Below are 25,332 nucleotides of genomic sequence, written 5' to 3' on the forward strand. Positions count from 1 at the left end.
ACTCCACGGCCTCCATCTGCAGGACGGTGGGCGGCGGGCGGGGTGCCGGTGGTCGTGGTCACGGCAGCAGCCAGTCGACGGGGCGCTCGGCGGTGAGGCGGACGGCGCCGGTGACGGGGGTCGGGGAGTCGACGGGGTACGGGGGGCCGTCGGCGGTGGACCAGGCGTAGCCGGAGGCGGTGGCGTCGGAGCGTTCCAGCTCGACCAGGACGGCCAGGGCGTCTCCCTCGCGGGTGAACGCGGCGGCGAGGTCGCTGTCGCCGAGGAAGCCGGCGATCTGCCGCTCGGTCTGCGGGACGGGGCTGACGCCCTGGACGCGTCCGCGCAGCACGCCGAACTCCTGCCGGGGGACGGACTGGACGGTGAGGTCCACGCGGGCGCCCACGGGGATGGCGGCGCCGTTGCCGCCGGGCACGTAGAGCACGGCGACCAGCGGGTCGTCGGGGCCGGTGGCGCGTTCCAGGGTGGCGACGTCCGCGCCGGTGGTGACGACGGAGCCGGTGCCGGCGAGGAGGGTCGTCAGCCGGCCGCCGGCGACGGCGAGCACGGGCTCGTCACCCTCGTCGGTGCGGACGGTGAGCAGGGGCTCTCCCGGGGAGAGCAGGTCGCCCTCCTCGGCCAGGACCTCGGTGACCTGTCCGGCGACCGGGCTCTGGAGCAGGTAGCCGCCCTCGGGGCGGGTGAGGAGGCCGGGCGCGGTCAGCTTGGAGGAGACCGATCCGGTCAGGGCCCAGCAGGCGGCGGCGAGGATGACGACGGCGGTGACGGCCAGCACCAGTCGGCCCTGCGGCCGGGCGAAACGGACGGGCAGGTCCAGTTCCTCGGGCGATTGCAGCTTGGAGAGCGCTTTCTGGCGGAACTGCATCTCGCGACCAACTTTCGGGACCGGTGGTGGTGCGGGCCGCCCGGCATGCCACGAACCCCGGAAGCGACAGGGCTCCGGGGTTCATGGACGGCCTCACGGGCACATGGTGCGCGCCCGTGGCGGCGGCGGGATCAGAGACCCAGCGGGCCGGTGACGGCGGAGGTGTCGGCGTGCACGCCGGTCAGGTCGGAGACCTGGCCCACGGCGGCGCCGGCGGCACCCTGCACGAACTGGGTGGTCTGGAGCGAGTTCACGGCGCCGGAGACGTCGGCGACCACGGCGCCGGCCAGGCCACCGGAGACGCTGACGACACCGCCGGCGACGGCGTCCAGCTCGGAGTCGGCGATCTCGCGGGTCTCAATGTCGTTGCGCATGACGCACTTTCCCTTCATTCAGCTTTTGCAAGCTTTTGCATATGAACGTGGACAAGGTCGCAATTAAGTAAGACGTTCCGACCACTGCCGCGCGGTGCGCACGATGAAAGCACGCCGACAGACGGGAAGCCAATCCCGTTGACGGACCCTTTGCGCGAACTTCGAAAGGGTGAACGGGAGGTACGCGTCCACCTTCGTCAAACAGTGACAACGCCTTCAAGAAAAATGGTAAGGAGCGCGCAAATCGCCCTGCACGCCCCCACCCATTCCCCAGCCTTCCGGCCGGTCGGCCGACATGACGGACATGTCCGAGATCAACGTGATAGGTCGGTGCGCCGTGCACACGATGTGGAGATTCGCTGCACGGGAGATCACATGTCCGTCCCCCCGGCGACCCCGGGGTGGACCCCCACGCACCCTCCGCGGTTCACGACTCGTTCTGCCGGACGGACTTGGCATCCACCGGGGCAGCCGTTAGGTTAGGCTCACCTAAGTTCACCTTCCTGAGCCGAGGTTAGAGCCGTGTCCGTCCAGTTCCCGCCCTCCGCCGCGCCGCGTTCCGCCTATCCGGTGGACCTGCTGCCCGAGCCCGTCCGCCGGCGTCTGCTGGAGCTGGCGCGCGACGGCGAGCCGGTGGCCGCCTATGTGTACGACGGTGCCGTCGCCGCCGAGCGGGCGCGGGAGTTGCGCGCGGCGCTGCCGGAGTGGGCCGCCGTGTATTACGCGGTCAAGGCCAATTCCTTCCCCGGCGTGCTCGGCGCACTCGCCCCGCACGTGGACGGTTTCGAGGTCGCCTCCGTCTCCGAGCTGCGCCTCGCCTCCGCCGCGCGGCCGTCGGCGCCGGTCGTGGCGGCGGGCCCGGCCAAGTCGGTGCCCGTGCTGACCGCCCTGGTGCGCGCCGGGGCCGAGGCCGTGAACGCCGAGAGCCTGCTGGAGCTGCACCGGATCAGCCGCATCGCCACCGCCGAGGGCGTCACCGCCCGCGTCGCGCTGCGGGTCAACCCGGCGGACATCCCGATCTCCGGCTCGCTCCACATGGGCGGCGCGCCCTCGCAGTTCGGCGTGGCCGAGCCGGACGTGCCGGACGTGCTCGACGCGGCGCGCGCGCTGCCCGGCCTGGACCTGACGGGCTTTCACATCCACGCCGCCTCCAACAACCTGGACGCCGAGACGCACGCCGCGTACCTGCGCTGGTGCCTGGAGTGGAGCGAACGGACCGCGCTGGCCTGCGGGATCGACCTGCGCCACGTCGACATCGGCGGCGGCATCGGCGTCGCCTTCGAGGGCGAGAAGCCGTTCGACGTGGCCCGCTTCGGCGAGCTGGCCGGGCGGATCCGGCCGCCCGCCGGGGTCAAGGTCCTGCTGGAGCCCGGCCGTTACCTGGTCGCGGACTGCGGCTGGTACGCGGCGGAGGTGACGGACGTCAAATCCTCCTACGGCGAGTGGTTCGCGGTGCTGCGCGGCGGCATCAACCACTTCCAGCTGCCCACCTCGTGGGACATCGTGCACAACGTGGCGGTCCTGCCCGTCGAGGACTGGCCCGAGAGCTGTCCCCGCCCCGCCGCCGAGAACACCCGGGTGACCGTCGTCGGCGAGCTGTGCACGCCCGAGGACACCCTGCTGCGCGACGTCCGCGTGGACCGCGTGCGCGCCGGCGACATCGTCGTCTTTCCCTGTGCCGGCTCCTACGGCTGGGAGTTCGCCATGCACTCCTTCCTCGGCCACCCCGTCGCGGAACGCCACCTGATCTGACCGATCCGAGCCTGCCCGTACGTCTTCCCCACCTCACTTCTCCCTCCTCCTTCCGGAGTCGCTCCATGACCATGCAGCCAGCCGCCCTCCCCGAGACCGGGCGGTCCTCCTACGACGCGGGCGCCATCCTGCGGCGGCAGCGCGCCCGGGAGTCCGCCGCGCGCACCTACGCCCGCTCGTTCCCGATCGTCCCGGCCCGCGCCCAGGGCATGGTGATCGAGGGCGTCGACGGCAGCCGTTACCTCGACTGCCTGTCCGGCGCGGGCACGCTCGCGCTGGGCCACAACCACCCCGTCGTGCTGGAGGCCATCCGCCGCACGATCGACAGCGGCGCCCCCCTGCACGTGCTGGACCTGGCGACGCCGGAGAAGGACGACTTCACCGACGCGCTGTTCGCCACCCTGCCCAAGGCGTTCGCGGACAGGGCGCGCGTCCACTTCTGCGGGCCCGCCGGGACCGACGCGGTGGAGGCGGCGCTGAAGCTCATGCAGACCGCCACCGGGCGGCGCGGGGTGCTCGCCTTCACCGGCGCCTACCACGGGATGACCGCCGGGGCCCTGGCCGCCTCGGGCGGCGTCGGCGTCAAGCGGCCGGTGCCCGGGATCGCCGCGGACGTGACGCGGCTGCCGTTCCCGTACTCCTACCGCTGCCCGTTCGGCACCGGCGGCGAGCGCGGCGCGGAGCTGTCGGCCGCGTACACCGAGCGGCTGCTGGACGACCCCAACGGCGGCGTGGTGCCGCCCGCCGCGATGATCCTGGAGGCGGTGCAGGGCGAGGGCGGCGTCGTCCCGTCACCGGACGGCTGGCTGCGCGCGATGCGCCGGATCACCGCCGAGCGCGACATCCCGCTCGTCGTGGACGAGGTGCAGACCGGCGTCGGGCGCACCGGCGCCTTCTGGGCCGTGGAGCACAGCGGCATCGTGCCGGACGCCATCGTCATGTCCAAGGCGATCGGCGGCAGCCAGCCGCTGGCGGTGCTCGTCTACCACGAGGACTACGACGGCTGGCTCCCCGGCGCGCACACCGGCACGTTCCGCGGCAACACCCTGGCCATGGCGGCGGGCGCGGCGACGCTGCGCCACGTCGCGCGCGAGGAGCTGGCCGAGCGGGCCGCCACCGTCGGCGCCCGGATGCTGGCGCGCCTGGACGGGCTGCGGGCCGAGCTGCCCGCGATCGGGGACGTGCGCGGGCGCGGCCTGATGATCGGCGTCGAACTGGTCGACCCCGAGGCCGAGCCCGACTCCTGCGGCGCCCGGCCCGGCGCCCCGGCGCTGGCCGCCCAGGTCCGCTCCGCGTGCCTGGACCGGGGCCTGATCGTGGAGCTGGGCGGTCGCTTCGACGCCACGGTGCGGCTGCTGCCGCCGCTGATCATCACCGACGAGCAGGCCGAGACGGTGCTCGACCGGCTGGCCGACGCCATCACCGAGGTGACGGCCCTTCAGCGGGCGGGGAGGACGGCATGAGCCCGACCGGTGACCTGCGCGCCGCCGTCGCCGACCCGCCGGCCACGGCCGCCGCGGTCGCGTCCCCGCCGGCCGTCCGGCCCGACGCCCTGTCCGGCGGGGCGCGCGGCGCCGACGCCCTGGAACCGCTGCTGCGGACCGTGCTGGGCGCGCTCGCGGAGGGCGCCGCCCGGCGCGGCGGGCCGATCGCGGCCGGCCGCCCGGCGGAGCTGGCCGCCCTGGTCGCCCGCGAGTTCGACGCGCCGGGCGGCGAGGACGCGCTGCACCGCCTCACCGAGCTGCTCGCCCACGGCAGCGCCGACCCCGCCGACCCGTCCTGCGCCGCGCACCTGCACTGCCCGCCGCTGGCCGTGGCCGTCGCGGCGGACCTCGCGGTGGCCGCGCTCAACCCCTCGCAGGACTCCTGGGACCAGGCGCCCGCCGCCACCTCCCTGGAGACGCTGCTGCTGGAGGAGCTGGCCCAGATCGTCGGCTACGACCCGGCCGACGCCGCGGGCGTGCTCACCTCGGGCGGCACCGAGTCCAACCTGATGGGCCTGATGCTGGCCCGCGACCGGGTGCTCGGCCGCGCCACCGGGCAGCGCGTCGAGCTGAGCGGCGTGCCCGGCCCCAGACCGGGCGGGGCAGCACCCCGCCCCCGGATCTTCGCCTCCGCCGCCGCCCACTTCTCCGTGCGCCGGGCCGCCGCCCTGCTGGGCCTCGGCGAGGACGCGGTCGTCACCGTCCCCACCGACCGCACCCTGCGGATGGACCCCGCCGCCCTGGCCGACGCCCTCGACGCCGCCGTCGCCCGCGGCGAGCTGCCGGTCGCCGTGGTCGCCACGGCCGGGACCACCGACACCGGCGCCGTCGACCCGCTGCGGGCGTGCGCGGCGCTGGCCGCCCGGCACGGCGCCTGGCTGCACGTCGACGCCGCCTACGGGGGCGGCGCGCTGCTCTCCGACCGGCTGGCGCCGCTGCTGGACGGCATCGAGCTGGCCGACTCCGTCTCCCTCGACTGGCACAAGCTGGGCTGGCAGCCGGTCGCCGCCGGGGTGTTCCTGGTGCGGCGCGCCGAGACGTACGCCTCGCTGGCCCGGCGCGCCGTCTACCTCAACCCGGCCGACGACGAGGAGGCCGGCTACCCCAGCCTGCTCGGCCTGTCGCTGCGCACCACGCGCCGCGCCGACGCGTTCAAGATCGCCGTCACGCTGCGGACCCTCGGCCGGGCGGGGCTCGGCCGCCTGGTCGACGCCTGCCACGACCTGGCCCGGTCGGCGGCCGACGCGGTGCGGGCCCATCCCCGGCTGGAGCCGCACTGCGAGCCGGTGCTCACCGCGCTCCTCTTCCGCTACCTGCCCGAGGACCCGGGGCTCGCGGACCGGCCCGGGGAGATCGACGCCCTCAACGCCCGGCTGCGGCGCACGCTGCTGCGCGAGGGCCGGGCCGTGGTCGGCCGCACCGAGCTGCCCGGCGACGGGCCGGGCCGGGTGCGGCTGAAGCTGACGCTGCTCAACCCGCACACCACGCCGGCCGATGTCCAGCGGCTGCTGGAGACCGTCGTGGCGGCGGGCCGTGCCGAGGAGAGCGCGCCGCGGCGGGGTGATTCCCGGTGACGACACCGGAGTCCCCGGGGCCCGATCCGCTGGATCACCCCGACCCGCTGCGCGCCGGCCAGGCGGCGGCCACCGAGACACTGCTGCGCGCCTACGTCCGCGAAACGGGCACGCCCGTCCCGCCCGCCGGGCAGGTGCTGCGGCTCGGCCTCCCCGCGACCGGCCTGACGCTGACCGTCCCCGTGCGGTACCGGTCGCGGACCGGCTGGCACCGCTTCGGGGAGCCGGACGTGGCCGGCGGCCCGCCCGCCGACACCGCCCTGGTGGCGGCGGCCGTGATCCGGGAGAGCACCCTGGGCCGGGGCGCGCCGCCGCACCTCGGCGGCGACGCCGCCGCCCGGGTGCTCGGCTCGGCCGCCAGGACCGCCGTCCATCTGGCGCGCCGCCGGGCCGAGCCGGAGGGCGCCGCCGGGCCGACGCCGTTCCTCGACGCCGAACAGGCGCTGCTGCTCGGCCACCCGTTCCACCCCGCGCCGAAGAGCCGCGAGGAGGCGTCGGGGTCCGAACTCGACGCCTACTCCCCCGAGGTGCGCGGCTCGTTCGCCCTGCACTGGTTCGCCGCGCACCCGGACGCCGTGGTGGGCGAGAACGCGGACGGCGGCCCGGTCGCGGAGCTGCTGCGCCCGCTGGCCGAGGGGCTGAGCCTGCCCCCCGGGATGCTGCCGGTGCCCGCGCACCCGTGGCAGGCGCGCGAGGTGCTGGGGCGCCCCGAGGTGGCGGCGCTGGTCGACGCCGGGCTGCTGCGCCCGCTGGGGCCCGCCGGACCGGCCTGGTACGCCACGTCGTCGGTGCGGACGGTGCACCGGCCGGACGCCGCGGTCATGCTGAAGCTGTCGCTGGGCATGCGGATCACCAACTCCCGCCGCAACAACCTGCGCGGCGAGATGCGGCTCGGCGTGCGGGCCGCCCGGCTGCTGGCCACCGGGCCCGCCGGGTGGCTGCGGGCCGAGCACCCCGGATTCGGCATCCTGCGGGACTTCGCGTGGGTGTCGGCCGGGGCCGACGGGCCGGAGACCGGCCTGGAGACGGCGATCCGCGACAACCCGTTCCGCGGCGGTGCCCGCGAGGGGCTGTGCGTGGCGGGCCTGCTGGCCGAGCGCACCGGACCCGGCGACGGCTCCCCGCCCCGGCACCGCGCGCTGCTGTCGGCCGCCGTCGCCCGGGCGACCCGCGCCCTGGGCGTCCCGGCCGCCGAGGCGGCGGAACGCTGGTTCGGCCGCTATCTCGACGTGCTGGCCGTGCCGTTGATCCGGCTGTACGCGCGGTACGGCATCGCGCTCGAACCGCACCACCAGAACACGCTGGTGGCCCTGGACGACCAGGGGCTGCCGTGCGCGGGCTGGTACCGGGACAGCCAGGGCTACTACCTGGCGGCCTCCCGCGTCCCCGAGCTGGAGCGGCTGCTGCCCGGCGTCACCGACGGCGTGGAGCTGGTCTTCGACGACGCCTTCGTGGACGAGCGCGTCGTGTACTACCTCGGCGTCAACAACCTGCTCGGCCTGGTCGGCGCCTTCGGGGCGCTGGGGCTGGCGGACGAGGACGCCCTGCTGCGGGTGCTGCGCGCCGCGCTGGAGCGGCTGCGCGCCGCCGAGCCGGCCGCCAAGGGCCTGCTCGACCTGCTGCTGGACGCGCCCGCGCTGCGCTGCAAGGCCAACTACCTGACCTGCGTGGACGGCCTCGACGAGCTCGTCGGTGACGTCCACTCCCAGTCCGTCTACATCGATCTCCCCAACCCCTTGACGGAGGCACAGCGGTGACCGCGCCCACGGCATCCCCCGACCGGAACACCCCTTACGACCTGGTCGGCGTCGGTATCGGCCCGTTCAACCTGTCCCTGGCCGCGCTGGCCGACGGGGTGCCCGGGTTCGACTCGCTCTTCCTCGACGCCAAGCCGGCCTTCTCCTGGCATCCGGGCCTCCTGATGGAAGGAACGGTTCTTCAGGTGCCGTTCCTGGCGGACCTGGTCACCATGGCCGATCCGACCAGCCCGTGGTCGTACCTCAACTACCTGCGGGCGCACGGCCGGATGTTCCCGTTCTTCTTCTCCGAGCGCTTCCACATCCCGCGCCGCGAGTACGACCACTACTGCCGCTGGGCCGCCGAGCGGCTGCCGTCCTGCCGCTTCGACGCCGAGGTGACCGCGCTGGAGTGGGACGGCGCGGCGGACGCGTTCGCCGTGACGTACCGCTCGGCGGCCGGAGCCGTCAGCCGCGTGACGGCCCGGCAGGTGGTGCTCGGCGTCGGGACCACGCCGGTGGTGCCCGAGCCGCTGCGGCCGTTCCTCGGCGGGGCCGCGCACGCCGGGCGCGTGCTGCACAGCGCCGACTACCGCACCCACCGTGAGGCGCTGGGGGCGCTGGAGGACGTGACGGTGATCGGGGCCGGGCAGTCCGGCGCCGAGGTGATGCTCGACCTGCTGCGGCGGCAGGACGGCGACGGCCGGGGCGGCCCGTTCGTCCGCTGGCTGGCCAGGACGCCCGCGTTCGCGCCGATGGAGTACAGCAAGCTCGGTCTCGAACACTTCACGCCGGACTACATCCGGTACTTCCGCGGCCTGCCCGAGGAGGCGCGCGAGCGGCTGGTGCGGGAGCAGTGGCAGCTCTACAAGGGCGTCAGCGAGCAGACGCTGGGCGACATCCACGACGAGCTGTACGAGCGCACCATCGGCGGCGGCGCGCCGCGCGCCGCCCTGCACCCCGGGGTGCGGGTGCTGGCGGCCGAGGCGTCCGCGGCGGGCGACGGGTACGTGCTGACCTGCCGGCACGACGAGCAGGGCGAGACGTTCCAGGTGCGGACGTCGGCGGTGGTGGCGGCCACCGGGTACGCGGCGACGCGGCCGGCCTTCCTCGACGGCCTCGACGGCCTGGTGGACTGGGACGCCAAGGGCCGGTACCGGGTCGACGGCGACTACCGGGTGGCCCTCGACCCCCGGGTGACCGGCACGCTGTACGTGCAGAACGCCGAGGCGCACACGCACGGCGTCGGCGCCCCCGACCTCACGCTGGGGGCGTGGCGCGCGGCGACGATCCTCAACGCCGCCGCCGGGCGGACCGTGCTGGACGTGCCGCACCGGCAGGCGTTCACGACGTTCGGGGCACCGCCGCGGGACGCCGCGGCGGCGCCGGTCGCCGTCACCCCGGTGGGCATACCGCGATGAGATCCCGGGCCAAGGCGGTGCTGATATCGGTGGTCGGCCTCCACCTGGTGGCCGAGACGGCGCTGACGCCGTTCCTGCCGCAGCTCTTCGAGCGGCTGTACGGCATCGAGGACGCGGAGGCGACCGGGCTGTACCTGTGGGTCTGCCGCATCGTGGGGCTGGCCGCCCTGCCGCTGTGGGGGCTGGCGGCGCGGCGGTGGCCGCTGCACCGGCTGGTGCTGGCGGGGCTGTGCGGGTCGGCGGTGCTGGACCTGCTGCTGGGCATGGCGCCGAGCTACGCGGCGTACACGGTGTTGTCGACGCTGATCGTGGCGACCAACTGCGCGTTGCTGCTGGCCTATCCGGCGTTCATCGCGGAGCACGGCGACGACGGCGAGGACGGCGGCGAACGGGCGCGGCTGGCCGGGCTGTGCTCGGTCGTGGTCGTCTTCCACCTGTCCGTGGTGGTCGCCACGGTGGTCGGGGCGGGGGTGTTGGCGCTCCCCGAACCGCGCGTCGGGATCTCGGCGTTCGCGGTGGTGGACGCGGTGCTGGCCGTGCTGACGTACCGGGTGCTGGGGCGGGCGCCCGCGGCGTCCCCGGCGGCCGTTCCCGGGGCCGTTCCCGAGGAGGCGGCCGTTCCCGAGCCGGATGCCGCCGGAGCCGGGCCGCGCCGCCGCACGCGGCTGATCGTGCTCGCCTACGCGGCGCTGGTGGGGCTCGCGTTCGACTTCTCGGTGAACGTGGCCCGCCCGTTCTTCACCGAGTTCTCCGACGGCCTGGGCGGCGGCGCCGCCGCGTCGGCGGTGCTGTTCTTCCTGCCGAGCGTGGCCGCGCTGGCGGTGCTGCCGACCGTGCGCCGCTGCCACGAGGCGCTGGGCGACCGGCTCCTGCCGCTGGCGATGGCGGTGGGCGCGGCCGGGCTGGCGTGGCAGGCCCTGGCCGACTCGCTGCCGCACCTGGTGGGCGGGCGGCTGCTGTTCGGGGTCGGGCTGGGCCTGGGGCAGGTCTCCGTGGAGCTGTGGATGTTCCGCGCGACCGGCACCAAGGGCCCGGCGTACACGGCGGTGGAGACGGCCCGTTCGGTGGGCCTGCTGGCCGCCCCGATCGCCGCGACCGCCGCCGTCTCCCACGACCTGGCCTTCCCCCTGGTGGTGGCCGCCGCCATCCAGGCCTGCGCCGTCGTCCTCACCCTGAGCCCGTCCCGCACCGGCGCTCCCGCGCCCGCGCGGACCGGCGCGGCCGTGGCCGTGGCGGCCGGCCCGCCGCGCCCCGCACCGCTTCCGGCCCCGGCCCCGGCGCTCGCGACCGCCCCGTCCGGGGCCGCACGACGAGCGCGGGACGAGCCGAGGGCCGCGTCCGGTCCCGGTGCCCTGGCGGGCCCCGCCCTCGCCGTGCGGCCCGCCGACCCGGCCGCCGATCAGCCGCTGCCCGCGATCCCCCTGTACTCCGAGGAGAACAACCGATGAACCTGACCACGCGCGACACCTGGGCGCAGGCGGGCCGGCGGCTCGTCGTCAAGGCGATCGAGGAGTTCGCCTACGAGGAGCTGCTCGTTCCCGTGTCCGACGGGACGGCGGACGGCTACCGGCTGGAGCTGGGGGACGGCGTGCACTGGTCGTTCCGGGCGGCGCGCGGCACGTTCGGGACGTGGCGGGTCGTGCCGGGCAGCCTGCGGCGCCATCCGGAGGCGGACGGCGAGGCCGGGCCCGAGCGGCTGCTGCTGGACGCCCGCGCGGTCCTCGGATGGGACGGGCCGACCGCCGCGGAGGTGCTGCGGGAGCTGACCGCGACCCGGCGGGCCGAGGCCGAGGTCATCGCGCGCGGGCTGCCCGCCGCCGAGCTGGCCGGTCTGGACCACCTCGACCTGGAGGCCCACCAGGACGGCCACCCCTGCATGCTCCTCAACAAGGGCCGGCTCGGCTTCTCGGCCTCCGACGCCGCCGTCTACGCGCCCGAGGCGGCCGGTTCCGTCCGCCTGCTGTGGGCCGCCGTCCACGCGGGCCTGGCCTCCTACGGCGGCGTTCCCGGCCTGGACGCCGAGACCCTGCTCGCGGAGGAGCTGGACGGGGCGACCCGCGCGCTGTTCGCGGCGACGCTGCGGGACGCCTGCGCCGCGACCGGCCTCGACCCGGCGGACTTCCGGTGGCTGCCCGTGCATCCCTTCCACTGGGACGAGGCCGTCGCGACCCTCTTCGCGCCCTATCTCGCGGACGGCCGCGTCGTGCTGCTGGGCGAGGGCCCCGACCGGTACCGCCCGCTCCAGTCGATCCGCACCCTCGCCAATCTCGACCACCCGCACCGGCGCAACGTGAAGGTGCCGCTGCTGATCCGCAACACCCTGGTCTGGCGCGGGCTTTCGCCGGAGCCGACCCGGGCCGCGCCCGATGTGACGGCCTGGCTGCACGCGCTGCGCGACGCCGACCCGTATCTCCGGGACGAGCTGCGGTTCCACCCGCTGGGCGAAGTCGCGGCGGTGGCCGTGCGGCATCCGCTGTACGAGTCCGTCAAGGACGCCCCCTACCGCTACCACGAACTCCTCGGCGCGGTCTGGCGGGAGCCGGTCGCGGCGCTGCTGCGCGAGGGCGAGCGGGCCCGGACGATGGCCGCCCTGCTGAAGGTCGGCTCGGACGGCCGCGCGCTCGCCGCCGAGCTGGTCGCACGCTCCGGCCTCACGCCGCGCGCCTGGCTGGCCCGCTTCTTCGCGGCCCTGCTGCCCGGCCTGCTGCACTACCTGTACCGGTACGGCGTCGCCTACTGCCCGCACGGCGAGAACACCGTGATCCTGTACGACGCCGCCGACATCCCGATCGGCATCGCCGTCAAGGACTTCGCCGAGGACGTCAACCTGCTGCCGGGCAGCCACCCCGAGTACGAGAGCCTGTCGGAGCGCGCGGACGCCCTGCTGCTGCGCTGGCCCGCCCGCGAGCTGGCGCACTCGCTGCTGAGCGCGGTGTTCGCCGGTCACTTCCGGTTCTTCGCACCGCTGGTCGCCGGGCATCTGGGTGTGCCGGAGGAGGAGTTCTGGGCGATGGTCCGTGCCGAGATCGGGCGCTACCACGCGCGGTTCCCGGAACTGGCCGACCGCTTCGAGGAGTTCGGCCTGCTCGCTCCGGAGTTCGACCGGGTGGCCCTCAACCGCGAGCAGTTGCTCGGCGGCGGCTTCCACGACCGGGCCGAGAAGGACGAGGGCTTCGACGTCGTCCACGGCACCGTCGCCAACCCGCTCGCCGCCGCGGGCACCGGCGCGGACACCGACGTGGTCGTCAACCCCCTGGTGGAGGAGCGGATATGAACGGACCCCTGAGCCCGTGGGAGCGGCTGCGCGCCGAGGCCGGCGCGGGCCGCGTGGAGGAGGTCATCGTCGCCGTGCCCGACCTCCAGGGCCGGCTCCAGGGCAGCCGCCTGTCCGTGCCGTACTTCCTGGAGGAGGCCGCCGAGCGCGGCTTCGGCGCCTGCGTCTATCTCCTCGCCTCCGACGTGGAGATGGGCACCGGCGCCGGGTACGCCATCGACGCCTGGGACAGCGGCTTCGGGGACTTCGAGCTGCGCCCCGACCCGGCGACGCTGCGCACCGCCCTGCCGTGGGACCCGGGAACCGCGCTGGTGCTCGCCGACGCGGTGTGGCCCGGCGGCGCCCCGGTGGAGATCGCGCCGCGCCGGGTGCTGCGCACCCAGCTCGACCGGCTGGCCGAGCGCGGGCTGACCGCGCTGGCCGGGACGGAGCTGGAGTTCCTGGTGTTCCTCGACTCCTACCGGGCGGCGTGGGACCGCCGCTACCACGGCCTGTCCCCCGCCACCAGCTACAACGTGGACTACGCGCTCCAGGGCCTGACCGCCGTCGAGCCGGTGGTGCGCCGCATCCGCCGCGAAATGGCGGGCGCGGGGCTGGCGTTGGAGACGGCCAGGGGCGAGTGCCACCCGGGGCAGTACGAGATCGTCTTCCGCTACGCGGAGGCGATGGTCACCTGCGACAACCACGTGGTGTTCAAGAACGGCGCCAAGCAGATCGCCGCCCAGGAGGGCGTGGCGCTGACGTTCATGCCCAAGTACGACGAGGGCGAGGGCAATTCGTGCCACGTCCACCTCTCGCTGCGCGGCACGGACGGCACGCCGGTGCTGGCCGGCGCGGCGGCGGACGACGGCATGTCGGACCTGATGCGGCACTTCGTGGCGGGCCAGTTGGCGTGCCTGCCGGACTTCGCGCTGCTGATGGCGCCCAACATCAACTCGTACAAGCGCCTCCAGCCCGGCGCGTTCGCCCCGACCGGCATCACCTGGGGCCGCGACAACCGCACCTGCCCGGTGCGGGTCGTCGGCTCGGGCCGTTCGCTGCGCATCGAGCACCGGGTGCCCGGCGGGGACGCCAACCCGTACCTGGCGGTGGCGGCGGCGGTGGCCGCCGGTCTGTACGGCATCGACAACCGGCTGCCACTGCCGCCCCCGCACACCGCCAACGCCCTGGCCGACCCGTCGGTCCCGCGCCTGCCCGCCACGCTGACGGAGGCGCTGCACCGCTGGGAGCGCAGCGAGATCGCCGCCAAGGTCTTCGGCGAGTCGGTCGTCGCCCACTACGCACAGGCCGCGCGCACCGAACTCGCCGCGTTCGAGACGGCGGTCACCGACTGGGAACGGGTCCGCGGCTTCGAACGGCTGTAGCCACGCCGGTCCCGCCGCTGGTCCGGCCCCGGGACCGGGATGCCGCGCCGCCGCGCCACCGTGCCGTTTGGGGCACGGTGGTGGGGCGGTCAGGGCTTGCGGGCCACGCCGCCCGCCATGAGGCGCTGGGCGACGGACAGCGGCTCGGCCACCGGGCCGTCGGGGCGCCACAGCGGGACGGGCACCACGCCGGGGTCGAGCAGTTCCAGGCCCCGGAAGTAGCCCTCGATCTCCTCGATCGTCCGGAACCGGCCCGAGCCGACGGACTCCAGGATCGCCTCCTCCACGGCGCGGGCCTCCGGGCCCGTGTCGCAGAAGTGCGTGACGAGGAGGTGGCTGCCGGAGGGAACGGCGGCCAGGTAGCTGTCGACGACGCGCCGCGGGTTCTCGTCGTCGTGCAGGAGGTGCAGCATCGCGACCAGCAGGACGCCGACCGGCTGCGAGAAGTCGATCAGCTCGCGCACGCGGGGGTGTTCGAGGACGGTGCCGGGGTCGCGCAGGTCGGCGGCGATGACGGCGGTCCGGCCGTTCTCCTCCAGCAGGGCCCGGCCCCGGGCGATCACGATCGGGTCGTTGTCGACGTAGACGACGCGGGCCGCGGGGTTCTCGCGCTGCGCCACCTGGTGGGTGTTCTCCCTGGTGGGCAGCCCGGCGCCGAGGTCGATGAACTGCTCGATGCCGGCCTCGCCGGCCAGGTACCGCACGGCCCGGCCCAGCATGGCGCGGTTGAACCGGCCCACGTCACCGATGTGCGGCATGGTCGCGCGCACGTGGTCGGCGACGACGCGGTCGACGTCGTAGTTGTCCTCGCCGCCGAGCAACGCGTCGTAGACGCGCGCGACGCTGGGTCTGCTCAGGTCGATCTCCGTGCGCTGGTCCGTCACGGCAGCTCCCGTTCCTGTGTGCCTGGGCATGCCCGTCCCACCTGGGCATCCCGCTCCGCTGGGCGGTCACAGTAACCCGCGTCGACGGCGTGGATGATCACGTTCCGTCGCGTGTCCGGCACGTGTGCCCCCGTCCGGGGGTGGGCCTTCCTCCCTTGTTGAGCATTGCTTAGGCTGGGGCACCACCGGTCGCCGGCCGGGGCGGGAGCACGCGCGGCACGGTCGCCGCGGCGGGAACGGAGCGGGCATGAGCAAGCGCATTCTGGTGACGGGCGGCGCCTCCGGCCTCGGCCGGGCGATCGCGGGCCGCTACGCCGCGGCGGGGTGGCGGGTCCTGATCGCCGACCTGGCCGAGCCGGGGGACCTGCCCGGGGGAGAGGTGTCCTACCAGCGCCTCGACGTGCGGTCGGAGGACGACTGGCAGCGGGTGCGCGCCTGGTGCGATGCCACGTGGGGCGGGCTGGACGTGCTGGTCAACAACGCGGGCGTGGCCGCCGCGGGCCGCGTGGAGCGGATCACGCCGGCCGACTGGGAGTGGATCCTCGGCATCAACCTGAGCGGCGTCGTCGCCGGGTGCCGCACGTTCGTCCCGGTGTTCAAGGAGCAGCGGAGCGGACACGTGGTGAACGTCTCCTCGCTGGCCGGGCTGATGAACCTGCCGGGCATGGCCTCCTACAACGTCTCCAAGGCCGCCGTCATCTCCCTGTCGGAGACGCTGCGTCACGAGCTGGCGCCGTGGAACATACGGACCACCGTGGTCTGTCCCGGCTTCGTCCGCACCAACCTCGGTGCCGGGCTGCGCAGTCCCGACCCCGTGCTGACCAAGGTCGCCCACCGCATGATCGACAAGGGGCCGGTCACGCCGGAGCAGGTGGCGGAGCGGGTGGCCGAGGCCGTCGCCAGGGGCCGGTTCCTGGTCCACACCCACCGGGACGTGCGCGTGGTGGTGGCGCTCAAGCGCCTGCTGCCGAGGCTCGTCGACCGCCAGATCGCCAAGGAATGGCTGAGGATGAAGGCCAGGCTGGACGAGCAGGACCGGGACACGGCGGCCGTGTGATGATGACGCCGCCGGACGGCCGGCGGCGAGCACAGCGGAAAGAGATGAGGACCATGGGGCACCGTGTGGCGGACAACCCGGAGCGGTCGCGCTTCGAGATCTTCGACGAGGGCGAGGACGGCGGCGCCGCGTTGGCGGGCTTCGCCGAATACCACCTGTCCGAGGGGGAGATCGCGTTCATCCACACCGAGATCGACTCCCGCTTCGAGGGCCGCGGCCTGGCCGGCGCCCTCGCCCGCGCCGCCCTCGACGCCGCGCGCGAACGGGACCTCGCGGTGCTGCCGTACTGCCCGTTCATCCGCGGCTGGATCGGAAAGCATCCCGAGTACGCGGAGTTGGTCCCCCAGGAGCGCCGGGCGCGCTTCGGGCTCGCCTGAACAGACGGGAGTGGGAACGGATGACTGATACGGCGACGGACGCGGGCGCGTCCGCGTACGTACGGGCCGCCGCGGTGGTCGCCACGAGCACCGGCACCGACTACGGCGTGGACCTCCGCGCCGGACACCACCGCCTGACGGCGGACGAACCGGCCTCCGTGGGCGGCGCCGACACCGGCCCCAACCCGATCGCGCTGCTGCTGTCCGCGCTGGGCTCCTGCACGGCCATCACCCTGCGGATGTACGCGCAGCGCAAGGAATGGCCGCTGGAGGGCGTCCGGGTGCACCTGGCCTACGAGAAGGGCACCGGCAAGGACGCCCGGATCACGCGGCGGATAGACCTGCTGGGCGACGGCCTGGACGACGCCCAGCGCACCCGCCTGCTGGACATCGCCGAACGCACCCCGGTGACCCGGGCGGTGCGCGGCGACGTCCCGGTCGTCGCGGTCTCGCGGAACCAACGGTGAGGCGACCCGCGTTCTGCCGGGTGACGGCATGACGGCATGACGGTGTGACGTCCGGAGGAGGACGCATGGGGAAGAAGCGACGGCGGGACGACGAGGACGACCTGCGCGAGGGACGGCACGACGGGGACCGGTTCGAGGAGGAGGGTGACGAGGAGGACATCCAGCCGATCGACAAGGACTACCCGGTCCTCAGGACCGTCGAAGTCCGGCACTTGCGCACCCCGTCCTCCGGCGGCGGCCGGTGGTGACGGGCGTACCGGCCGGGCCCGATGACAGCAGGTGAGGCGGTCGCGCGGTTTCTCGACGCGCAGTTGGTGTACCTGCGGGAACGCCGGACGAACGTCGAGAACCGCGGCGTCACCGTCGTCACGACCTCGGGCGCCCTGGTCACCCTCCAGCTCGCCTTCATCGCGGTGGCCCGCGAGGAGGCGCTCGCGGCACCGCTCGCCCTGCGGCTCATGGTCGGGGCGTCGCTGTTGTGCTTCCTCCTGGCGACCGCGTACGGGCTGCGCGTCAACATGCCCGCCCCCTGGCGGGAGGCCGACGTCCGCTCGTTCCGCCCCCATCTCTCGGCCGAACACTGGTTCAAGGACGAGCAGGTGGCGCTCCAGGCCATCGCGATCGTCCAGCTCAGAGTGCTGGAGGACTCCACGCGGGTCTTCGCCGTCAAGGTGCGCCACCTGCGGCTGGCGTTCCTCTGCGAACTGGTCGGCATGACCCTGCTGGCGGCCTCGGTCTTCGCCCTGTTCCTGCTGCTCTGACGCGTCAGTGCCTCGTCACAGCGCGCGCCGGGCGTCCGCCAGGACCGACACCGCCTCCCCGATGTCCGACACGACGTTCGCCGCGTAGCCCAGCACCAGGCCGGGTCCGTGCGGGAGTTGGGTGTGCCACGACAGCGGGTGCGCCTTCACGCCGCGCGCCAGTGCCGCCGCCGCCAGGTCGGTGTCCGCGAAACCGGCGTCGAACGTGATCGTCAGGTGCAGGCCGGCCGCCGCGCCGTGCACCGTGGCGTCCGGGAGGTGTTCCCCGAGCGCCGCGATCATCGCGTCCCGGCGGTGGCGGTGCCGTCGGCGCAGGAAGCGCACGTGCCGTTCCAGCTCGCCCGACTCCATCAGCCGCGCCAGCACCAGTTGCGGCAGCGCCGCGTTGCCGAGGTCGGCGAACCGCTTGGCGTCGGCCAGCGCGTCACGGAGGCGCGGTGGCGGGAGGAGCCAGCCGACGCGCAGCGCGGGCGCGAGCAGCTTGGACACGCTGCCGGTGTAGCAGACGTGTTCCGCCAGCATCGACCGGAGCGCGGGGACGGGCGGCCGGTCGTAGCGGTGCTCGGCGTCGTAGTCGTCCTCCACGATCAGCCCGCCCTCGCCGGCCCAGCGCATCAACGCGCGCCGCCGGTCGCCCCCGAGGACCACGCCCAGCGGGAACTGGTGCGCCGGGGTGACCAGGACGGCCGGCGCGCCGCTCGCCCGCAGCGCGTCCACCCGGATCCCGTCCTCGTCGACCGGGACCGGCGGGGTGTCCAGGCCGCGGGCGCGCAGGGTCTGGCGGGTGCCCAGCGCCCCGGGGTCCTCCACGGCGACGGCGCGCGTGCCGTCGGCGGCGAGCACCTCGCCGAGCAGGGTCAGCGCCTGGGCCACGCCCGCGACGACCACGACCTCCTCCGGGTCCGCCCTGATCCCGCGGGTGCGGGCGAGCCAGTCGGCGACGGCCAGCCGCAGCGCGGGCGTGCCGCGCGGGTCGCCGTAGCCGAAGGCGGTGGCCGACAGGTCGCGCAGCACGGCGCGTTCGGCGCGCAGCCACGCCGCGCGGGGGAACGCGGCGAGGTCCGGCACGCCGGGCGACAGGTCGATGCGGGCGGGGGCGGCGCGGACGGCGTCGAAGACGCCCGGGCCGGGCGGTCCGGCGAACGGCGCGCCCGGCACGTCCGGTGCTCCCGGCGCCGGCACCCCCGGACCGGGGTGCGGCAAAGGCGCGGCCACCACGACGGTGCCGTTCCGCCGGCGCCCGGCGATGTGCCCGTCCTCGGTGAGGCGCTGGTACGCCTCGGTGACGACGCCCCGGGAGACCCGCAGGTCGGCGGCGAGCACGCGGGTCGCGGGCAGCCGGGCGCCGACCGGCAGCCGCCCGTCGGAGACGGCGCGCCGCAGCTCCCCGGCGAGCCAGTCGGCCAGCCCGCCGGGCGGGGCCTGGGCCATGTCGAGCTGGAGAAAGTCGGAGCCGGGCGCTTTGGACCTGTCCCGTGCACTCGAATTGGATCTGTTCACCGGTCCACGGTAGCGCCAGCCTGAACGCCATGAATGCTGTGAACGCTGTGAACGCTGTGAACGGTACGCGGGAACCGGCGGCGGCCGGTTATGTGCACGGCTACTCGGAGGCCGAGGCCCGGCGGCTCGCGGACCAGGCCGACACGCTCGCGGAGTTGCTCCACGCGGACACCGTGTTCCCGCCCGGCAGCCGGGTACTGGAGGCGGGCTGCGGGGTCGGGGCCCAGACGGCGCGCCTGGTGGCGGGGAGTCCGGGGGCGGAGATCGTCGCGGTCGACGTCTCGGCGGACTCCCTCGCGCAGGCCCGCGCCCGGGTGCCGGGCGTCGCGTGGTGCCACGCCGACCTGTTCGACCTGCCGTTCGCGGACGCGTCGTTCGACCACGTCTTCGTGTGCTTCGTGCTGGAGCATCTGACCGATCCCGCACGGGCGTTGACCGGGCTGCGGCGCCTGCTGCGGCCGGGCGGCACCATCACGGTGATCGAGGGCGACCACGGCTCGGCGTTCTTCCACCCCGACAGCGCCGACGCCCGCGCCGCGATCGGCCACCTGGTCGAACTCCAGGCGGCGGCCGGCGGGGACGCGCTGATCGGCCGCCGCCTCCACCCCCTGCTGGCCGGGGCCGGATACGCCGATGTGCGGGTCCGCCCGCGCACGGTCTACGCGGACGCGACGCGCCCGGAGCTGGTCCGGGGCTTCACCCTCGACACGTTCACGGCCATGGTCGACGGCGTCCGCGACACCGCCCTGGCCGCCGGCCTGACCACCCCCGCCGCCTGGACCCGCGCCATCGCGGCCCTGCGCCGGACGGCGGAACCCGGCGGGACGTTCCACTACACGTTCTTCAAGGCCACCGCCACGGCCCCGGCAGCACGGCATCACGGCGGGACGAACGGCGCGTAGGCTGGGCCGACATGACCACGGGGCGAGTGATCCACGCCGTCGTCGACTCGCCGGTGGGCGGCCTGACGGTCGTGGCCGGTGAGGACGGCGCGCTGACCGGGCTGTACTTCGAGGGGCACCTGCGCGGCCCGGGGGCCGAGGCCATCGGGGTCCGGGCGGACGCGGAATTCGCGGACGTGCGAGCACAGTTGGGCGAGTATTTCGCGGGGGAACGGACCCGGTTCGACGTGCCGCTCGCGCCGCGCGGCAACGCGTTCCAGCAGGCGGTGTGGCGGCTGCTGCGCGACATCCCCTACGGGGAGCGGCGTTCGTACGGCGACCTGGCCCGCGCGCTGGGCGACCCCGCGCTGGCCCAGGCGGTCGGCGCGGCGAACGGGCGGAACCCGGTGTCCATCATCGTTCCCTGCCACCGGGTGGTGGGCGCGGACGGCAGCCTGACCGGCTACGCGGGCGGGCTGGCCCGCAAGCGCTTCCTGCTGGACCTGGAGGAGCCCGCCCCGGCCGACGCCGGACGGCTGTTCTGAACGGCCGCCGCGCGGGCGGCCGTTCAGCGGCCGTTCGGATGGCCCGGATCAGGCCGATGGCGAGGGCGGCGAGTGCCGTGGCGATGAGCACCGCGCCGGTGCGGGTGACGACGGTGCCGGGCGACGCGGAGTCCTCCTTCCCCACGGCCAGGGGGAGGAAGAATCCGCCCGACGGGCCGGCACACCGACGAGGAGCACGATGCCGAACAGCCACTCGGCGCCGGAGGAGAAGCCGGCGCGCGGAAGGCAGAGGGCAGAGACGTGGGAGAGCGTCAGCAGCACCCCGGCGTGCGCGGGTGACCGGATTGCCCGCGCGCCGTACCCCCGCCGGGCCCCGTGGCCGGCGCGGTCGGACGCGGGGCCGGGTCGCGTCCCCCGGAAGCACCACGGTCCGGGCCGGTCACTCTCCGCATCGTCGTCACCGCGCCGTCACCGCGCGCGCACCGAGAGTGCCGCGGGCGCCGGGACGTCCGCCACCGCGGGGCCCTCCCCCGCCGTCCCTCCGCGCGCTCACCGGGTGAGCACGTGGCGGAACGGGGTTGTCACGCGGCGCGCATCGCGGAACGCGGCGGATACGGCCGCACACGGGGGCGCGCGCACGTGCCGCGGGAACGTGCGTCACGGCCACAGGCGCTCAACCTCAGGCGGCAAGACATAACTTGACGCGACTGGAGCACACATCACCGTGGCGCGCCCCCTTGCGCGCCCATCGTGCTCCACGGGCGTGCGGCATTCCGCGCCCGCCAGTGGGCAGCGGAGATGAGGATGATGGGGGCCTGGGCGATTCCAGGGACGGGCAAGGTGACTGCCGTAGGAGGCACCGAACGTGATCCGGTTACTGCTCGTGCACGACGACAACCTGCTGCGCTGTGCGCTGACTTCGCTGCTCGCGGCGGAGCGGGACATGGACGTGGTGCCGGCCTCGTGGGCGGAGCTGCCGCGGGAGACGGCGCGTCGTCCGGCGGACCTGTTGCTGGTGGACGTCGAATGTCCCGGGTTCTCCTGCCTGGCCGCGCCCGAAGCGCGCCAGCGGGAGGACTCCCCCGGTCCCGGACCCGGCCCCGATGTCGTGGTGCTCGCGCCGACCGGGAGACCCGGCCTGCTGCACCGGGCGTTCGAGGCGAGAGCCCTGGGGTTCGTCAGCAAGGACGCGCCGCCGGAGCGGCTGATCGAGGCGATACGCCGGGTCGCCAAGGGAAGTCGCTATGTCGATGACGCGCTCGCCTTCGACTTCCTCAGCGCGGCCGAAATGCCCCTGACCCCGCGCGAACTGAACGTCTTGTCACTCGCCGCGGACGGCGCGCCGGTCCCCGAGATCGCGGAGCGGCTGTGGCTCGCCGAGGGCACCGTCCGCAACTATCTGGCCGCGATCATCCGCAAGACCGGGGCCCGCAACCGGGTGGACGCCATCCGCATCTCCCGCACCGCGGGCTGGGTCTGACGCCCGCCCCGGCGCCGGGCCCCGGGCGTCGTCCGACCAGCTCCCGGCCAGGTCGCGGTAGAGGGCGGAGCGCGCCAGCACCTCGCGATGGCCGCCGCTCACGTGGCGGGTTCCGTCCAGGACCAGCACCCGCCGTGCGCGGCGGGCCGAGCTGAGACGGTGGGCGATGACCACGAGGGTGCCCCCGGGCCGGGCGGCGAAGGCCCGCTCGGCCCGCGCCTCGGCGGCCGGGTCGAGGTGGCAGGTCGCCTCGTCCAGCAGTACGACGGGCGCGGGGGCCAGGTAGGCCCGTGCCAGGGCGAGGAGCTGGCGTTCGCCGGCGGACAGCCGGGCGGGCACCACATGACCGCCGGGGCCGCCGAGCCGGTCCACCAGCCCGTCGGCACCGACGGCCTCGGCGGCGGCCAGCAGTTCCTTCCCGGGCACCGGATCGGGGCGCAGATAGCCGAGGTTGTCGGCGACGGTGCCGGAGAACACGTACGCCTCCTGCGGGATCAGCACCCGCAGCCGCACCAGGTCGGCGGCCGGGCGCCCGGCGACGGGCTCGCCGCACAGCCGGACCTCCCCGGTGGCGGGCGCCAGCAGGCCCGCCACCAGGGCGGCGAGCGTGGACTTCCCGGCCCCGCTGGGCCCGACCACGGCCAGGTGCCCGCCGGCCGGCACGGTCAGGTCCAGCCCGGCCACCACCGGACCGGCCCGGCCTCCGTAGGTGAAGGTGACCCCGCGCAGGTCCACGGCCGCCGCCTCCGGCGCCCGGCGGGCCACCGGTCCGGCGGCGGACGGGGCCGGGGGCCCGGCGGCCGGGACCTCGGCGCCCGGGGGCGGGCCCTCGCGGAGGCGGGTGATCACCACGGAGAGGCGGGCCCCGGCGCCGCCGAGGCCGTTGATCAGGCTCGCCAGGGCGGGCAGCAGGGCCTGGGTGACGAACGTCAGGGCCCCGACCAGCTCGCCCGGGCCCACGCCCCGGTCCAGCAGCCAGGGCGCCAGGAACAGCAGCAGCGGCACCGGGAGGTGGCCGCCGAGGCCCAGGGCCAGGACGCGGCACACGCCCCAGCGGGCGAGGGAACGGGCCGCCCGCAGCTCCTCCTCGACGCGGGCGGCGGCCCCGGCCGCCGCGCGCTCCTCGGCGCCGCACGCCACCACGTCGCGCAGCCCGCCGAACGTCTCCCCCAGCGTCTCCGCCAGTCCCTCGTCGGCGACCAGCACGTTCCGCTGCCGCCGCGCCAGCGGGCGCAGCGACCAGGCGAAGACGGTCAGGCCCGCCAGCAGCGGCGGCAGCACGACCAGCAGCAGCACGGGATCCAGCAGCAGCAGCCCGGCCAGCGCCCCCGCGGTGCCGAAGACGAACGTCTGGGCCACCAGGACGAGTCCGGCGAAGCTGTCGCGGGCGATCTCCGTCTGGTGGCCCACGCGGGAGACCACCGAGGCGCCGTGCGGGCGACCGCCCGGACCCAGCACGGCCCGGCGCAGCCCGCGGGCCACGACGCCCCGCACGAGCGTGTCGCGCAGCGGCTCGACCAGCGCGGCGACCGCCCGGTAGACGCGTCCGGCGCTCAGCGCGCCCAGCCCGGCACCGGCGGCCGTCACACCGAGCCACCACAGTCCGGTGGTCGTGTGTCCGGCGAGAAAACCCTCGTCAAGGGCGCGGGCGATCCCGTATCCGATGAGGAAGGTCTGTGCGGATTGGAGCATTGACCACCAGAGGAGCGCGCCCAGCGCGCGCGGGCGCGCCCGCAGGAAGCGCGCGCCTTCCCGGGTGAGGCCGGTGTCAGTCACCGTCATGGTCCGCCCCTTCCGCCGGCTCGTCCCCGGCCTCCCACATCGCCCGGTAGTCGGCCCGCCGCCACAGGTCGCGGTGCGGGCCGAGCGCCCTGATCCGGCCGTCGTCCAGCCACGCCACCAGGTCGGCGCGGGCGGCGGAGGACGCGCGGTGGGCGACGACGAGGCGGGTGCGGGCGTGGGTGTCGGCCAGCAGGGCCCGCCCGACGCGGAGTTCGGTCACGGTGTCGAGGCTGGAGGTGGCGTCGTCCAGGATCAGCAGCCGCCCGGTGTGGGTGAACGCTCGCGCCAGGCCGAGACGTTGGAGTTCCCCGCCGGACAGCGGCGCGTCGGCGCAGCGGGTCGCGTAGCCCTCGGGGAGCGTCCTGATGAACGTGTCCGCGTCGGCGGACCGCGCGGCGGCGGCGATGCGTTCGGCGGGCGGGGGCGGGACGGGGCCGAAGCCGATGACACCGGCCAGCGTGCCGCCGAGCAGCGCGGGCCGCTCGAAGGCGTAGCCGATCTCGGCGCGCAGGGTCCGGCGCGGCAGGGCGGCGAGCGGCACGCCGTCGAGCAGGACGTCGCCGTCGTCCGGGTCGGCCAGCCGCCCGGCGAGCGCGGCCAGCAGCGACTTGCCCGCGCCGGAGCGGCCGACGACGGCGACGGTGGCGCCGCCGGGGATCACGAGGTCCAGGCCGCGCAGCACGGCGCGCCCGTCGCGGCGGGCCGTCACGCGGCGGAACTCCACGCGGCCGGTCCCGCCGGGCGGCAGCGCCGCGTCGCCGTGCGGCGCGGGCGGCTCCGCGAAGACCTCGGCCAGCCGCCGCCCGGCGCCCCGGGCGCGGACGAGCCGGTTGAGGTGGCCGACGAACACGCCGACGCCGGTGGCGATCACCACGTACCGGGCCGCCGCCAGCAGCCCGCCCACGGTCAGGTCGCCGGCCGCCAGGAGCAGGCCCGCGACGGCGACGACGGCCAGCTGGAGCAGCGGCGCGAGCGCGGCGGCCCGGGCGACGGCCCGGGCGTTGACGTGCCACATCCGGTGGCCCTCGGCGCTCAGCGCGGGCAACGGGCCCAGCACGCGGGCCCGTTCGCGCGGCTCGGTGCCCGCGGCGGCGATGGTGCGGGCGCCGCCCAGCGCCTCGACCAGCCGGTCGGCGATGTCCGCCTGGATCTCCTGGTAGCGGGCGACGACATCGGCGGTGGAACGGGTGAACGCCCGCAGCAGCAGAGCCAGGAGCGGTACTCCGGCGGCGAAGGCGGCGGCCAGCCGCCAGTCCACGAGGGCCAGCGCGACGACTCCGCCGGCCGGGGCGACGACGCCGGAGACGGCGGCGGCCAGGGCGGCGGGCGCGGCGCCCGCGTGGGCGGCGTTGACGGTGGCGCGGGTGACCAGGTCGCCCGCCGGGAAGCGGTCACCGGCACGGGGGCCGACGGCCAGGACGTGGCGCAGCAGCCGGCCGCGCAGCCGCGCGGCCTCGCGGGCGTCGGTGGTGGCGGTCAGCACGGTGGTCGCGGCGTCCAGGGCGAGCTGCGCGCAGACCAGGCCCGCGCACAGCAGGCTCCAGCGGCGGGCGCTGTCGGAGCCGGGGCCCGTGCCGGGGCCCGCGCCGCCGAGCAGCAGGTCCAAGGTGTGGCCGAGCGCGGCGGGCAGCAGCAGCGTGGCGGCGGTGTCGGCCAGCGAGAGCAGGGTCAGGACGGTGACGCGCGCCGCGTGGTGCCGGGCCGTTCCCGGCCGTCCGCGGTCACGGGGCCGCTCCATGCGCGTCCGGCCTCCTCGGGGGGTCGTGGCGTGGGCGTCGTGGCGGGGGGTGGGG

The 25,332-nt window shown here is 75.4% G+C and carries 21 protein-coding genes and 1 pseudogene; 16 read left to right on the forward strand and 6 right to left on the reverse strand.

Annotated features, from left to right (window positions below; translation table 11 throughout):
• Positions 1-58: 58 nt before the first annotated feature.
• Both ACSNOC_RS19175 and ACSNOC_RS19180 read right to left on the reverse strand, forming a co-directional pair.
• A complete protein-coding gene (locus ACSNOC_RS19175) occupies positions 59-865 on the reverse strand; it encodes an HlyD family efflux transporter periplasmic adaptor subunit (protein ID WP_436748718.1) in 807 nt (268 codons plus the stop codon).
• Between the two features lie 131 nt (positions 866-996).
• Positions 997-1,239 carry a hypothetical protein gene (locus ACSNOC_RS19180; RefSeq protein ID WP_436748719.1) on the reverse strand — a complete coding sequence of 81 codons (243 nt, stop codon included), beginning with the start codon at positions 1,237-1,239 and terminating at the stop codon, positions 997-999.
• A 522-nt stretch (positions 1,240-1,761) separates the two neighbouring features.
• Between ACSNOC_RS19180 and ACSNOC_RS19185 the strand changes: the two genes are divergently transcribed.
• The 8 genes from ACSNOC_RS19185 to ACSNOC_RS19220 all read left to right on the forward strand — a co-directional run bounded on the left by ACSNOC_RS19185 (position 1,762) and on the right by ACSNOC_RS19220 (position 13,844).
• Entirely contained in the window at positions 1,762-2,991 is a 1,230-nt protein-coding gene (locus ACSNOC_RS19185) for a type III PLP-dependent enzyme (RefSeq protein WP_436748720.1), read from the forward strand.
• A gap of 65 nt (positions 2,992-3,056) precedes the next feature.
• Entirely contained in the window at positions 3,057-4,454 is a 1,398-nt protein-coding gene (locus tag ACSNOC_RS19190) for a diaminobutyrate--2-oxoglutarate transaminase (protein ID WP_436748721.1), read from the forward strand.
• Positions 4,451-6,049 (forward strand): pyridoxal phosphate-dependent decarboxylase family protein, encoded by a 1,599-nt coding sequence (locus ACSNOC_RS19195; RefSeq protein WP_436748722.1) that lies wholly within the window; start codon positions 4,451-4,453, stop codon positions 6,047-6,049. Before ACSNOC_RS19190 ends, ACSNOC_RS19195 begins: the two co-directional genes overlap by 4 nt.
• A complete protein-coding gene (locus tag ACSNOC_RS19200) occupies positions 6,046-7,806 on the forward strand; it encodes an IucA/IucC family protein (RefSeq protein ID WP_436748723.1) in 1,761 nt (586 codons plus the stop codon). Before ACSNOC_RS19195 ends, ACSNOC_RS19200 begins: the two co-directional genes overlap by 4 nt.
• Positions 7,803-9,206, forward strand: a complete 1,404-nt coding sequence (locus ACSNOC_RS19205) for a lysine N(6)-hydroxylase/L-ornithine N(5)-oxygenase family protein (protein WP_436748724.1) — start codon at positions 7,803-7,805, stop codon at positions 9,204-9,206. Before ACSNOC_RS19200 ends, ACSNOC_RS19205 begins: the two co-directional genes overlap by 4 nt.
• Positions 9,203-10,654 carry an MFS transporter gene (locus ACSNOC_RS19210; RefSeq protein WP_436748725.1) on the forward strand — a complete coding sequence of 484 codons (1,452 nt, stop codon included), beginning with the start codon at positions 9,203-9,205 and terminating at the stop codon, positions 10,652-10,654. Before ACSNOC_RS19205 ends, ACSNOC_RS19210 begins: the two co-directional genes overlap by 4 nt.
• Entirely contained in the window at positions 10,651-12,480 is a 1,830-nt protein-coding gene (locus tag ACSNOC_RS19215; protein WP_436748726.1) for an IucA/IucC family protein, read from the forward strand. The genes ACSNOC_RS19210 and ACSNOC_RS19215 overlap by 4 nt, the downstream gene beginning before the upstream one ends.
• Positions 12,477-13,844: a glutamine synthetase family protein gene (locus tag ACSNOC_RS19220; protein ID WP_436748727.1), complete on the forward strand. Its 1,368-nt coding sequence runs from the start codon at positions 12,477-12,479 to the stop codon at positions 13,842-13,844. Before ACSNOC_RS19215 ends, ACSNOC_RS19220 begins: the two co-directional genes overlap by 4 nt.
• Before the next feature lie 89 nt (positions 13,845-13,933).
• Here the strand turns inward: ACSNOC_RS19220 and ACSNOC_RS19225 are convergent, their stop codons facing one another.
• Entirely contained in the window at positions 13,934-14,728 is a 795-nt protein-coding gene (locus ACSNOC_RS19225; RefSeq protein ID WP_436748728.1) for an SAM-dependent methyltransferase, read from the reverse strand.
• Between the two features lie 247 nt (positions 14,729-14,975).
• Here ACSNOC_RS19225 and ACSNOC_RS19230 point away from each other — a divergent pair, with 247 nt between their 5' ends.
• The 5 genes from ACSNOC_RS19230 (at position 14,976) to ACSNOC_RS19250 (ending at position 17,390) form a co-directional block, all read left to right on the forward strand.
• On the forward strand, positions 14,976-15,785 hold the full coding sequence (locus ACSNOC_RS19230; RefSeq protein WP_436748729.1) for an SDR family NAD(P)-dependent oxidoreductase: 810 nt from the start codon (positions 14,976-14,978) through the stop codon (positions 15,783-15,785).
• 44 nt (positions 15,786-15,829) lie between these two features.
• Positions 15,830-16,162 carry a GNAT family N-acetyltransferase gene (locus ACSNOC_RS19235; protein ID WP_436748730.1) on the forward strand — a complete coding sequence of 111 codons (333 nt, stop codon included), beginning with the start codon at positions 15,830-15,832 and terminating at the stop codon, positions 16,160-16,162.
• Positions 16,163-16,182: 20 nt separating this feature from the next.
• Positions 16,183-16,629 carry an OsmC family protein gene (locus ACSNOC_RS19240; protein ID WP_436748731.1) on the forward strand — a complete coding sequence of 149 codons (447 nt, stop codon included), beginning with the start codon at positions 16,183-16,185 and terminating at the stop codon, positions 16,627-16,629.
• A gap of 65 nt (positions 16,630-16,694) precedes the next feature.
• Positions 16,695-16,877, forward strand: a complete 183-nt coding sequence (locus ACSNOC_RS19245; protein WP_436748732.1) for a hypothetical protein — start codon at positions 16,695-16,697, stop codon at positions 16,875-16,877.
• 21 nt (positions 16,878-16,898) lie between these two features.
• Positions 16,899-17,390 carry a hypothetical protein gene (locus ACSNOC_RS19250; RefSeq protein ID WP_436748733.1) on the forward strand — a complete coding sequence of 164 codons (492 nt, stop codon included), beginning with the start codon at positions 16,899-16,901 and terminating at the stop codon, positions 17,388-17,390.
• Positions 17,391-17,405: 15 nt separating this feature from the next.
• Here ACSNOC_RS19250 and ACSNOC_RS19255 read toward each other — a convergent pair whose 3' ends face one another.
• A complete protein-coding gene (locus tag ACSNOC_RS19255; RefSeq protein ID WP_436748734.1) occupies positions 17,406-18,890 on the reverse strand; it encodes a PLP-dependent aminotransferase family protein in 1,485 nt (494 codons plus the stop codon).
• 47 nt (positions 18,891-18,937) lie between these two features.
• On the opposite strand from ACSNOC_RS19255, the gene ACSNOC_RS19260 reads away from it, so the two are divergent.
• The 3 genes and pseudogenes from ACSNOC_RS19260 to ACSNOC_RS19270 all read left to right on the forward strand — a co-directional run.
• Entirely contained in the window at positions 18,938-19,792 is an 855-nt protein-coding gene (locus ACSNOC_RS19260) for a methyltransferase domain-containing protein (protein WP_436748735.1), read from the forward strand.
• A gap of 11 nt (positions 19,793-19,803) precedes the next feature.
• Positions 19,804-20,316 carry a methylated-DNA--[protein]-cysteine S-methyltransferase gene (locus tag ACSNOC_RS19265; RefSeq protein WP_436748736.1) on the forward strand — a complete coding sequence of 171 codons (513 nt, stop codon included), beginning with the start codon at positions 19,804-19,806 and terminating at the stop codon, positions 20,314-20,316.
• Between the two features lie 844 nt (positions 20,317-21,160).
• Positions 21,161-21,673: pseudogene (locus ACSNOC_RS19270) on the forward strand (response regulator transcription factor); the annotation flags it as partial.
• Here ACSNOC_RS19270 and ACSNOC_RS19275 read toward each other — a convergent pair.
• Positions 21,599-23,539 carry an ATP-binding cassette domain-containing protein gene (locus tag ACSNOC_RS19275; protein WP_436748737.1) on the reverse strand — a complete coding sequence of 647 codons (1,941 nt, stop codon included), beginning with the start codon at positions 23,537-23,539 and terminating at the stop codon, positions 21,599-21,601. The pseudogene ACSNOC_RS19270 and the gene ACSNOC_RS19275 sit on opposite strands and share 75 nt — an antisense overlap.
• On the reverse strand, positions 23,526-25,277 hold the full coding sequence (locus ACSNOC_RS19280) for an ABC transporter transmembrane domain-containing protein (protein ID WP_436748738.1): 1,752 nt from the start codon (positions 25,275-25,277) through the stop codon (positions 23,526-23,528). Before ACSNOC_RS19280 ends, ACSNOC_RS19275 begins: the two co-directional genes overlap by 14 nt.
• Positions 25,278-25,332: the final 55 nt, after the last annotated feature.

Origin of the sequence: Streptomyces sp. URMC 129 (assembly GCF_051386415.1) — a bacterium.
GTDB lineage: Bacteria > Actinomycetota > Actinomycetes > Streptomycetales > Streptomycetaceae > Streptomyces.